General features: G+C 65.8%; 11 protein-coding genes. 6 read left to right on the forward strand and 5 right to left on the reverse strand.

The window, feature by feature from the left end:
* Positions 1-125: 125 nt before the first annotated feature.
* The gene (locus HEP73_RS00790; RefSeq protein WP_185821756.1) at positions 126-1,382 is read right to left on the reverse strand and encodes a hypothetical protein; all 1,257 of its coding nucleotides are present in this window, start codon (positions 1,380-1,382) and stop codon (positions 126-128) included.
* A 121-nt stretch (positions 1,383-1,503) separates the two neighbouring features.
* Positions 1,504-2,328: a restriction endonuclease gene (locus HEP73_RS00795; protein WP_185821757.1), complete on the reverse strand. Its 825-nt coding sequence runs from the start codon at positions 2,326-2,328 to the stop codon at positions 1,504-1,506.
* A 252-nt stretch (positions 2,329-2,580) separates the two neighbouring features.
* Here HEP73_RS00795 and HEP73_RS00800 point away from each other — a divergent pair, with 252 nt between their 5' ends.
* From HEP73_RS00800 to HEP73_RS00810, 3 genes are all read left to right on the forward strand, one after another.
* Entirely contained in the window at positions 2,581-2,913 is a 333-nt protein-coding gene (locus HEP73_RS00800) for a hypothetical protein (RefSeq protein WP_185821758.1), read from the forward strand.
* Positions 2,906-3,262: a SymE family type I addiction module toxin gene (locus HEP73_RS00805; protein WP_185821759.1), complete on the forward strand. Its 357-nt coding sequence runs from the start codon at positions 2,906-2,908 to the stop codon at positions 3,260-3,262. Before HEP73_RS00800 ends, HEP73_RS00805 begins: the two co-directional genes overlap by 8 nt.
* Before the next feature lie 181 nt (positions 3,263-3,443).
* On the forward strand, positions 3,444-4,157 hold the full coding sequence (locus HEP73_RS00810; protein ID WP_185821760.1) for a DUF2306 domain-containing protein: 714 nt from the start codon (positions 3,444-3,446) through the stop codon (positions 4,155-4,157).
* A gap of 247 nt (positions 4,158-4,404) precedes the next feature.
* Here the strand turns inward: HEP73_RS00810 and HEP73_RS00815 are convergent, their stop codons facing one another.
* The 3 genes from HEP73_RS00815 to HEP73_RS00825 all read right to left on the reverse strand — a co-directional run bounded on the left by HEP73_RS00815 (position 4,405) and on the right by HEP73_RS00825 (position 8,540).
* Positions 4,405-5,667 carry a lipase family protein gene (locus tag HEP73_RS00815; protein ID WP_185821761.1) on the reverse strand — a complete coding sequence of 421 codons (1,263 nt, stop codon included), beginning with the start codon at positions 5,665-5,667 and terminating at the stop codon, positions 4,405-4,407.
* A 604-nt stretch (positions 5,668-6,271) separates the two neighbouring features.
* Complete coding sequence (locus tag HEP73_RS00820) at positions 6,272-6,703, reverse strand: hypothetical protein (protein WP_185823237.1); 432 nt, start codon at positions 6,701-6,703, stop codon at positions 6,272-6,274.
* A 946-nt stretch (positions 6,704-7,649) separates the two neighbouring features.
* Positions 7,650-8,540 carry a type II toxin-antitoxin system RelE/ParE family toxin gene (locus HEP73_RS00825; protein WP_185821762.1) on the reverse strand — a complete coding sequence of 297 codons (891 nt, stop codon included), beginning with the start codon at positions 8,538-8,540 and terminating at the stop codon, positions 7,650-7,652.
* 304 nt (positions 8,541-8,844) lie between these two features.
* Between HEP73_RS00825 and HEP73_RS00830 the strand changes: the two genes are divergently transcribed.
* The 3 genes from HEP73_RS00830 (at position 8,845) to folE (ending at position 11,637) form a co-directional block, all read left to right on the forward strand.
* Entirely contained in the window at positions 8,845-9,393 is a 549-nt protein-coding gene (locus HEP73_RS00830; RefSeq protein ID WP_185821763.1) for a YdeI/OmpD-associated family protein, read from the forward strand.
* A 119-nt stretch (positions 9,394-9,512) separates the two neighbouring features.
* Positions 9,513-10,895: an MFS transporter gene (locus HEP73_RS00835; protein WP_185821764.1), complete on the forward strand. Its 1,383-nt coding sequence runs from the start codon at positions 9,513-9,515 to the stop codon at positions 10,893-10,895.
* Between the two features lie 139 nt (positions 10,896-11,034).
* On the forward strand, positions 11,035-11,637 hold the full coding sequence (gene folE / locus HEP73_RS00840; protein WP_179570518.1) for a GTP cyclohydrolase I FolE: 603 nt from the start codon (positions 11,035-11,037) through the stop codon (positions 11,635-11,637).
* The last annotated feature ends 6 nt before the right edge of the window (positions 11,638-11,643 follow it).

Raw genomic sequence — 11,643 nt, forward strand, 5'->3', positions numbered from 1 at the left:
CTTGTGAGGAGATCTCTTAATTAATAAATTTTCCGGAAGGAAATACACTCTGATCCCTATCTCTCTGCCGACGTTTGACTGAGCGGCCAAGAACAACAGCTTTGGTAGCTCGATCGTTGAAAGGGTTAGGTTGCGATTTCAAGGCGTCGAGACGATGCGATAAGTACGTAGTGGGCAATGAATCGCGCAAGATCAATTTCGAAGTGCATGCGGTCAGCCTCGGGTGAGTACGGAAGGAGTAACTCAATATCGCCATCATCTGAGTCGCCTTTCGTATGTACGATCTTGCAGCGTATGTCGTATATGCGTTCAGCTACTTGGTAAGCCAGATCGTTTTGTCGATTGTCTGGGTTGATTAGGCAGCCCGTGACGCCTTTGGATTTAGTCAGGAAGTGTGCTGCTCGTTCCTTGTCGTCACCCAAGAATGCCTTGATATCCTCCGGCGACAGGCATTCCTTTAGAGTCGCGCGCAGCTGATCACGCTCCGAGGCAGGTCCTTGCCGCGACCCACGAAATGCCGCGATTACCCTTGATAGATCAACATCGCGGTCTACCCGGAACGAGGGGTGCTTGAGGATCGTGCGAATTCTACGGCTCATGTCAGCGTTGTAGTAAACGGGGTAGTAGTATTCAATGACTTGGTAATACGCAAGGAACTGAAGCAGTGGCATGCCCTCTGCAGATCGAGCGTACCAATACAGTGCCATTGGCGCCTTATCGTATTCGTGCTTTGGATATTCAATTGGAGCATCTTGTTGATTGGTGCGGGACCGCCTGCGCGAAGATGCATGACGAAGAAGGGCGAAGTGTGCGCCAGTCCCTACATCGATCCCAAAAAACACAGAGTTTGATAGTCGTTCAAGTAAATCCAATGCCGAGTCGTGGGTGATCTGTCCTGATGTTTTTATAAACAGGCTAGCACCAAGGTTATCGGTCGACTGCGATAGTAGCTTTGCAGTTTTTGTTGTTGGGCCAAACGAAACTGAGGGCAACTCAAGTTCATCACCAACGAGCACGCGCGAGCTCAGCTTTCCAGCTGATTCCGATAACCCAAGTGCTTTCAATAGTGCACCCTTTCTCAATACCGGCTTTGACTGCCCTGGTGCGGTCAGGATTGCTTCGATTTGACCAGATTTCCGATCGGCTATTGCTGCGAACGATCCAAGTAACGTGAAGCTCTCGAACTTAAGCTCATCAAAGTCCTCAAGATCATCTTCATCCCAGATAAATATGTTTCGTGTGGCGCGGCCACAGGGAAACTGTACAGTTAGGTCTACATCTAGAGTCTCGTCGAAGTCGCAAGAGTCAATATATTTGATATTGGCCGCATCGAGGCGATCGACGACTTTTTCGTGGAGTTGTTGAATTTCGTCTTTATTCATAGCGTGTAGGTTATCGATGTAAATCTTTGCCTAAGGAAGATATTGAGCTGCGCTTATTGCGGCCTATCGCTTGCAAGGCGCTGACGCCGACCTGCTACTACCGAGTAACGGGGAAGGTCGCTTATGAAGTTTCTCGGCATCGCGGAAACTGACTACAGCCAAAGAACGATTCGCCTGTGCGCCTGTTGGTCCGCTGTACCAGCGTGCTTCCACACTGCCGACATGCGTGTGCTTGACTGGGAGCGTCGATCACCAGGACAAGCACCGGTTCGATGCGCGGCCTTGGAGAAGACCCGGTCGCGCGGTCGCGTTGCGCCGATTGGATCATCGCTAGCAAGAACTCGCCACTAATCAGCTCGATCGGTTTGCCCTGTGCAAACAGTGCCGCATCTTTCGTATAGCTGCCGATGCAAACGATCTTCACCGCGTGCGCCTGGTGATGCGCCAGCAGCCCATATATCTCGCGCACGACGCTGACGCCGACCTGCTGCCACTTCCACTGTTTGCATTGCACCAGCGTGCGGCGGCCATCCTTGCGCAGGATCAGGTCGATACCGCCGTCGGCGCCGCCTAGGCCGGTTTCTTCCACGCTGTAGCCCTGGCGGCGGAAGGCTTCGCCGACGAGCAGTTCGAATTGGCGCCAGCCACCGGCGGCAAGGCTTTCCAGGGTGGTACGAGTATCCAGTAGGCGGCGACGATGGCGTGCGCCGAGGAAGGAGAAGAGCGCAGCGATCCAACAGACGATCAGCACGATCCACGCAAGCGGTGCGAGCGTGCTGTCCGAGTGCTGCGCGATGCCTTGAGCCAGCATGCCGCCGTGCTGGGAGAGCCACCAGGCGAGTCCATAGCGCACGGCAAGAAAGCCAGCGATGCCCATGGCTAGCCCAAGCGGCCACGGCAACGCAGCCAGCGCGTCAAAACCGGTATTTCCCCGTTTGCGTCCCATGCGACCCCCGTCCCAGAACCAAACATAGCGCCAGAATCGGCAGCTGTCCGCCTGGCGATTGCGTCGTCTACGAAACGAGACATGAGGTGCTTCAGGGCAGCGGTCGAGCAGACGGCACCGGCCCTAGGTTATGGGTACGACTGTCGTTGCGCGGCTGAAGCTCTCAGTGAATATCTGATTTTTGGATATCAAAAAGAGCGCGCTACGTTGGCTGCGCGGACACCCCGTCCGCCCACGTCGAGGACGGATGCCATGACGACTTCGAAAGCCCGCACAACCACCGCCGCGCTGCGACACGCCGCGCCAGCGGCCACGCTGCACACGCAGGAAGACCGCTTCACCTTCGGCGTCACCCTGCAGCAGCTCGACCAGTTCCACGCGCTGTTGCGCACCATCACCGCGCAGAGCGACATGGTGGCGGTGTGCAGCGGCGCGCCGCTGGACGACAAGAGCGTGTCGATCCTGGGCGAGAGCATCTTCACGGCCGCCCGCGCGGTGCGCGGGATCGTGGACGAGATCCACGCACAGCGGCTGGGCGGCGATGGCCTGGCGCAGGTATCGCACGGGGAGCCGCGCCATGCGTAAGCCGCCTTCCCGTCCCGCCGCCACCTCGCGCAAGCGTGCGCCGCGCCAGACAGCGCAATTTCGCGACTGGACCATCGTCGAGCCGACGCTCACGCCGATGCTGACGCCCGAGCAGATCGCCGCCGAGCTTGCCGCCGAGGAGGCCCGTACGCCGCGCGCACCCTGCCGCCGGCGCCCGCCGCAGCGCTGCAAGATGGGTTACGGCTATTACCCGGCCAGCAACCAGGTGGTGCCGTCGCTGCGCCTGCGTGGGCGCTGGCTGGAACAGTTGGGCTTTGCCATCGGCAGCACCTTGCGGATCGAGGTGCGCGATGGCGCGTTGGTGGTGCGCATGGCCGGGGAGGAGTGATGCATGTGCGGCCACGCGCGGGCGTGCGCATGGACGGTTGAACACCGACCCGGCCGGCCGTTGCGGTGTGCTCCGCTGTGCGTCGGGCCGGTCCGATGATGGCCTGGCGCTGCGGCTGCCGGGTGGGCGCAGCCGTGCTAGCGTGCCGCTGCCGAGGGTCCGGCAGTGCGAAGGGGCAGGCATGCGCATTGAGTCAGTGCCAGTGGAGCGCCGCGTGGTGGCGCCGCGCACCAAGCCAGGCGTGCGCCTGGCCTGGTGGCTGTTGTGGCTGGCCTTGGCGGTGTTCGCCGGGGAGTTCGTGCACTCGGTGTACGCGAAGTACGCATCGCTGCAGTCGCCGGCCTATGCGATGTTCCTGACCCGGCGCGGTTGGCTGTGGTGCCACCTGGGTGGCGGCGCGGTCGGCCTGTTGCTCGGCGCGCTGCAGTTCGCGACGCAGCGTTGGCGGCGGTGGCCGCGGCTGCACCGCTGGGTGGGGCGGGTCTACTTCGCCGGTATGGCGGTGGCGATGGTCGGGGCGGTCGGCTTGATCGCCACGTCGCCGGCGCCGCTGTCGATCCGGCTGGCGTTTTCCGTGACGGCGCTGGTGTGGCTGGTCACCGCGTCGATGGGGTTGCTGGCGATCCTGCGCGGCCAGGTGCTGCGCCACCAGCGCTGGATGGTGCGCGCCTATCTGGCGACGCTGGCACCTGTGCTGTTCCGGCTGGCGCTTCCCACGGCGATCGGGTTGGGCATGACGCCATCGCCCGGCCTGATCGCGCTGTTGCTGTGGGCCAGTTGGATGGTGCCGTTGCTGTTGTATGCGGTTGGTCGTGCGGGGGTGCACGCGCTGCGCGGTGGCATGCAGGCAACGCCGGTTGCGGGAGCTGCCCGCATCGGCGGCGATGCCGGTTGATCGAGGAGCGCGTGCTGGGAGTGCGGTGGTGCGTCGCGCTTGCGCGGAAGGTCCGCGCCTTGTTGGTCCGCTTTCGCGACACGCTGGTTCGGCCACACCCGCTAGCCGCGATGCGCGATCGCCGCAGTCCGCGCGGCCATCGCCCCGGACGCTGCCGCGCCGATGGTCAGGCGCGGCAGCGTCCGTTCGCTGGCGATCGCAAGGGCATGGGGGAGGGGGCTGCCCCTGCGATTCTCTGCGGCGAAACTCAGCGGCGCTTGTCGAACAGCTGCTGGCGCACGGCGACGGTGCAGGCTTCCTTGGTCAGCAGGTGCTCGAAGGCGCTGTTGTCGCTGGGCTTGCCGCTGCCCAGGTCGAGCACGGAGACTTGGTTGCTGCCGCGGGCCTTGAACGCGGCGATGGCGGTGGTGGCGTTCTTCAGCGGCACGGTGGCGTCGTTGTCCGAGCCGCACAGCAGGGTCGGGGTGCGCGGCGCCCAGTCGAGCAGGTCGTTGCGCTCCAGGTCGCGCAGGAACGGGTCGTTGGCGTTGCTGGCGAAGTCCTTGTAGAAGCCGGGCTGGAAGTACTGGCGGATCTTGTCGACGCCGGGCAGGGTGTCGCCGAGCACCAGGTCGGTCAGGCTGTGCGTGCCGGGGAACAGCGCTTCGACCTGTTTGGCCCACGGATCCTGGAACACCTGCGCCGGGTCGAGGTAGAGGTTGTGGTAGGTGTGCTGCATGCCGACGATGGCGTAGCTGGCCAGCACGATGCCGAAGGTGTTCTCGCCCACGGCGCTGTGGCCGCTCCAGCCGTCGCGGAAGGTCTGGCTGAGCGCGTACGGGCCGGAGATCGGCGCGCTGGCGACCAGGTGGAATTCGTTGGACAGGTGCGCTTCGATCTCGCGCTGGGTGGCCATGGCGGCATGCCCGCCCTGCGAGTAGCCGGTCAGCATGACCTTGCCCGACAGGGGGGTGTTGAGCCGCTGCAGCACCTGGCGCGCGGCGCGCAGGGCGTCGATGCTGGCGCTGGCCTCGGACGCGGCGTGCAGGTAGGGATGGAACGGATAGTTGGACTGGCCGATGCCGAGGTAGTCGCTGCTGACCACCACGTAGCCCTGGGTGGCGAGGTGGGTGACCATGGTGTCGTCGCCATTGGCGTCGCGGATCTCCTTGGCCTGCTCGGCGCGGCGCAGCGACTCGGTTCCCTGGCTGTAGCTCACCAGCGGGAACGGCCCGGTGCATTGGCTGCCGCCCGGCACCAGCAGCGCTGCGGAGGCGGTAGCGGGCTCGCCGCCGACGCCGATGGTGGCGTAGGTGAACTCGGCGACGCGCACATCGCACTTGGCCTGGTCGGTGGATTGGTCGTTGGCCAGCAGGGTTCCGATCGCCTGGTGGGTGTAGCTGGTCAGCACATTGCTCTTGAGCAGCGTGCCGCGCGCCGGTGCGGCCGACGCGGCCAGGGGCAGCAGCGCGCCTGCAACGCCGATGGTGGACAGGACGCGCAGCGCCAGCCGATTCCGCAGTGTGGCCATGAAAAACGTCCTCGCAAGTGAATCCCGGTGGCACGGGACGGTGGGGTGGGGTGGGGGGCAACCCTACTACGGCGCTTCGACTGTTCTTCTGACAATGCGCGGCAATGTTTATCTGCAGTATGGATTCGCGCAGCAATCGGGCGAATATCGAGACACGCAGCGAAAATAAATCCTGTAGCGCGTCTGTGTGGCAGCGTGCGGAGTGGCACGCCGGTGCAGAAATTCGCCTGAAATCCGCATGCTTTCGCTGGATTTCTGCCTGTTTCGCCAATGGCGAAAAAATCAGATGGCGCCGCGCTTCATTCGAAAATGGATATTTCAGTATTCGATAATCTGGCGATAAAGGTGATCGCCGCGCATTGAAAGATAATCCGGCATGCAGTGCATGTCGGGTATGGGCGATCGCATCGATTGGGTGGCGCGACGCGGCGAGGCAGCGGCGTCGGATGGCCGCCTGGTTTCGCCTTAGGTCATGGCGTATGCCGCGCTCCCGGATGTGTCCAGCAGTGCGCGCGGCGCAGAAGACAAAAAAGCCGGCTGCCCCATCAGGGCATGCCGGCCGGGTGTAGCTGCCTGCGCGGCTGCGCAGGCCGGACGAAGCGGATTAGCGCACCTTGTACAGCACCGCAGCACCGGGCTTGGGTTCGAACATGGGCACGGTCTGCTGCTTGAGTGCTTTGCCGTTGGCGTCCCACACCAGGGTCTCGGCGGGATATTCCTCGTTGCGGGTCATGGCGCCGATCTGCTTGACGATCACCGTGGAGCCGGCCTTCACTTCGGGATTCCAGGCGAACACGCCGAGCCTGCCGTAGAACACGGCCGGCGCTTCGGCATCCAAGCGGCGGTCGGGACACATGACCAGGCCGCGGTCGAGCATCACGCGCAACGCGCCGACGGGCACGGCTTTCACGGTGGGCGCGGTGCGGTCGGTGCTGTGGCCGGGGCAGACATTGGCCGAGCGGAGCAGCATGTCCTCGACCACTTGCCGATCGGGCTGGGCGAAGGCCGGCAGGGCGGCGGCGGACAGGGCGAGCATTGCGACAGTGGACTTCCAGTGCACGTGACACCTCCTATTGAATGAATTGCTCCAAGCGTCGCGGTCGGCCACGTGGCACAGGTGGGCTGCCGCTGGGGACGCGCGGCGACTCTATCAACAAGGCCAATGGGCAATTGCAAATGAAGCGTGATGGTGCGTGAGGTTGCGCACGCTTCTATTCACGTTGGGTGTGTTGGTTGATGGTGGTGACGGCGAGGTGTTTGCACAGTTGCGGTAGGCGCGCGGGGAGTGCGGCGACGCGTTCTTGCACATTGCATGGCGCGCGCTCGCGTGTGGGTATCGCTGCGGAAGGTGAGCGAACATTTCGAGACGCCGCCGCATGCATCGTGGGTGGAAGCGCTGTCTGTGCAGCAACGCCGGATGCAGGGAGGGGCGGAGCCTTGCGCACTCAATTCCGCGAGACGCTTCGCTCCGTACCCTCACCCCAACCCCTCTCCCGGGGGGAGAGGGGCTTTGGCTGTTCCCTTCTCCCATCGGGAGAAGGTGGCCCGCAGGGGCGGATGAGGGTCCGGGCGAAGCCTCGTGCACCCAAACGCCGCGAGACGCTTCGCGCCGCACCCTCACCCCAACCCCTCTCCCGGTGGGAGAGGGGCTAGTCGGCTGTTCCTTCTCCCATCGGGAGAAGGTGCCCCGCAGGGGCGGATGAGGGTCCGGGCGAAGCCTCGTGCGCCCAACTCCGCGAGACGCTTTGCGCCGCACCCTCACCCCAACCCCTCTCCCGAGGGGAGAGGGGCTAACGGCTGTTCCTTCTCCCGTCGGGAGAAGGTGCCCCGCAGGGGCGGATGAGGGTACGGGCGCAGCCTCGTGCACCAACTCCGCGAGACGCTTTCGCGCCTTACCCTCACCCCAACCCCTCTCCCGGAGGGAGAGGGGCTTTTGGCCGATCGTGCGGACTCTTATCCCCACCCGTCCCAGGGGAGATGGGCTACTTGTACGGCCCCGGCCCACGCCAGACCAATTCGCCCTGCTTGTAGACCTGCAGCATGGTGATGACCTCGCGGGCGTCGCCGATGTCCTTCAGTTCCGGGGAGTCCGGCGGCAGCGCGCGGCATTTGCCGGAGCCGCGCTTCATCGCGATCTCCAGCGGGCAGGCCATGCGGTACTGGGTGCCGGGCAGCAGGATGAAGAATTCCTTCATGCCCTGGTCCATCCAGGCGCGCAGCAGGGTTTCGCTGCGCAGGTCGTAATAGACCAGGTAGCCGCCCAGTTCCATGCTGGGGCCGGCGTCGCTGGGGTCGCCGCGGCGCCCGCCGCGACCGCCGCCGTCGCGCACCAGCCCCGCTTCGTTGGGCCCCAGGTCCTGGTCGATCGCGCCCGGCGGCCGCCCGGTCCAGGTCTCGCGGCGCTGGGTCGGTTCGGGTGCGCTGGCGGCAGCCTGCGCCTGCTGCTGGGTGGTGGGGTCCGGCTGCGGCGGTGCCGGTTGCTCGGCGGGCGTGGGCGCGGGCGGCGCCGGCGTGCTGGCCGTGGCGGCCGGATCGGGCGGCGGCACCGGGTGGTCGGACTGCGCGACCAGCGTGGACTGCACCGGTGAGGTGGCACGCCGTTTCTTGGCCGCGACCGGCTTTTGCGCGGGGGGGGGCGAGGGCGGCGTCTTGGCTGGATGCACCGGCTGGCGCGTGGCGCCGATGAAGTCCACCTTGGTCCGGCCGCCGCTGGCCGCGCCTTGCGGCGTGCTCATGGTGGGCGGGTCGGCCAGCAGCAACAGCAGCAACATCAGCAGATGCAGCACTGCGCTGACGATGGCGGCAATCCAGGGGTCCAGGCGTTCGACCCAGGATTTGGCCCGGGGGTCCGCGCGATGCGACGCGTTGCTCATGCCGCCGCGGCTGCGTCGGGAGTGCGGGCCTTCATGGGGGGTCTGCAGGGTGCGGCCGTGGGGGCGCCATCGTAACGCGTGCGGGGCTCCGTTCATTTGTCGGGCCGCAGCACGCTTAGGGTCTGTTGCTGTTGGCGGGACAGGGCGATCCGGCCAGGCCACGCCTGCGCGCGGTCGGCGTGGGCCGCGTCCGCAACACCGCACGGAGGTCCGCGACCGGCGCGATGAGGCGCTCCAGCGCGGCGACACGAGGCCCGGCGGCTGCCGGAATCACCCGCCGGCACGCAGTGCTATCTTCCGCGCCATGTCCAAAGGCAATGCCACCATTCGCTTCAAGACGAAGCTGCTGCGGCCGGCCGCGCCGAAGGATGCGGCCTGGACCTTCCTGGTCCTGCCCGCCGAAGCCAGCGCCAGGCTGCCGACGCGCAGCATGGTCAGCGTGGACGGCACGCTCGCCGGCCAGCCGTTCCAGGCCACGCTGGAGCCGGATGGGCAGGGCAGCCATTGGTTGAAAGTCGAAGAAGCGCTGCGGGCAGCGGCCGGGGTTGCCGCGGGCGAGACGGTGGCGCTGGAGATCGCGCCGGTGGCGGTGGAGCCGGAACCGGCGGTGCCGCCGGACCTGGCCGCCGCGCTCGCCGCGGAGCCGGCCGCGCGTGCGACCTGGAACGACATCACCGCGCTGGCGCGGCGCGACTGGATCTTCTGGATCGTCTCGGGCAAGAAGGCCGAGACGCGGGTCAAGCGCATCGCCAGCGCCTGCGACATGCTCGCCTCGGGCAAGCGCCGCGCCTGCTGCTTCGATCGCTCGGGCATGTACAGCAAGTCGCTCGGCGCGCCGCAGGCGGCGCAATGACGCGCGGCGGCAACGCGCCGCGCGCGCGTGCCGCTCGGGTCGGCTGAGGCGGTTCGCGACAGCGTCCTCGCACATCGCCACCTATACTCCGGCGATGTCCAGCTGAAGGGTCTCATCGCATGAGCACACCCGCATCTTCGACCGCCGCCGTTTCCGGCGCCGCGCCCGGCAGCCTTCGCCGCTCGGTGTCCAATACGCTCAAGGGCTCGGCCGGCAACCTGGTCGAGTGGTACGACGTCTACGTCTACTCGGTGTTCGCCACTTATTTCGAATCGCAGTTCTTCTCCAAGGAAGACAAGAACGCCACGATGTTCGTGTGGGCGATCTTCGCGATGACCTTCCTGATGCGGCCGATCGGCGCGTGGTACTTCGGCCGCTTCGCCGACCGCTACGGCCGCCGCCTGGCGCTGACCATTTCGGTGTCGCTGATGGCGCTGTGTTCGTTCGCGATCGCGGTGACGCCGACGGTGGCGACGATCGGCATCGCCGCGCCGATCGTGCTGCTGTTGGCGCGGCTGCTGCAGGGCTTCGCCACCGGCGGCGAATACGGCACCAGCGCCACCTACATGTCCGAGGCGGCGATCCCGGGCCGGCGCGGCTTCCTGTCCTCGTTCCACTACGTGACCCTGGTCGGCGGGCATGTGCTGGCGCAGACCACGCTGCTGCTGATGCTGCATTTCGCCGACAAGGGCTGGGTGTCCGAATGGGGCTGGCGCCTGGCGTTCGGCCTGGGCGGCATCGGTGCGCTGGTGGTGTTCTGGCTGCGCCGCACGATGGACGAATCGCTGGGCTCGGATTCCATCGCCGAGGCCAAGAAGGGCGGGGCGCGTTCGGCCGGCTCGCTGCACGAGCTGTTCGTGCACCAGTGGCGGCCGCTGCTGCTGTGCTTCCTGGTCACTGCGGGCGGCACCATCGCCTTCTACACCTATTCGGTCACCGGGCCGAAGATGATCCAGACCGCGTTCGCCGGCGACGACGTGATGGCCGGCACCATCATCAACCTGGTCGCGCTGACCGTGCTGATGCTGATGCAGCCGGTCGGCGGCTGGCTGTCGGACATCATCGGGCGCAAGACCCTGCTGGTGTTCTTCGGCATCGGCGGCGTGCTCTACACCTGGTTCCTGGTGCTGGAGCTGCCCAAGCAGAGCGATTGGCTGACCGCGTTCGCGATCCTGACCGGCGGCTTCGTGATCCTGACCGGCTATACCTCGATCAACGCGGTGGTCAAGGCCGAACTGTTCCCCACCCACATCCGCGCGCTGGGCGTGGGCCTGGGCTATGCGCTGGCGAACTCGGCGTTCGGCGGCACCGCGCCGCTGCTGTACCAGGCCTCGCTGAAGACCGGCCACGTGACCACCTTCGTCTGGTACGCCACGGCGGTGATCGCGGTGTCGCTGGTGGTGTACATGTTCTTCCTGAGCAACAAGGGCGCGAACTGGCTGGACGACGAGCGCGCGATGCGCGAGCGCCGGGCGGCGAAGGCGGCGGCCGGACGCGGCTGAAGCCGGCGGCGGCATGGGCGCGACCACCGCGCCCGTGCCGCGGCGAGCGCCGCGATCCCGGCGGGACGTTGGCCTCCGGTTTCGGCGGCACGCGTGCGACTCGGGTACCATGCAGCCCCCCTCACGGGCGTTTTCGCTCATGGCCGATTCCAAGAAGACCCCCGACTCCCCCGTTACCCAGGACCAGGCCGAAGCCGCCGTGCGCACCTTGCTGCGCTGGGCCGGCGAGGACCCGGACCGCGAGGGCCTGCTGGACACGCCGCGGCGCGTGGCCGAGGCCTATGGCGACTGGTTCAGCGGCTACAAGGCCGACCCGCGCGAGTACATGCTGCGTACCTTCGAGGAAGTGGCCGGCTACGACGAACTGATCGTGCTGCGCGACATCGAATACGAAAGCCATTGCGAACACCACATGGCGCCGATCATCGGCAAGGTCCATGTCGGTTATTTGCCGCGCGGCAAAGTGGTGGGCATCAGCAAGCTGGCGCGCGTGGTCGAGGCCTATGCGCGGCGCTTCCAGGTGCAGGAGAAGATGACCGCGCAGATCGCGCAGTGCATCCAGGACGTGCTGCAGCCGCTGGGCGTGGGCGTGGTGGTGGAAGGCGCGCACGAGTGCATGACCACCCGCGGCATCCACAAGCGCGGCGTCAGCATGGTCACCTCGAAGATGCTCGGCACCTTCCGCGAGGACGCGCGCACCCGCGCCGAATTCCTGCGCTTCATCGACGGCGGCGTGCGCTGAGCGTGC

The organism is Xanthomonas sp. GW, from assembly GCF_014236815.1.
Lineage (GTDB): Bacteria > Pseudomonadota > Gammaproteobacteria > Xanthomonadales > Xanthomonadaceae > Xanthomonas_A.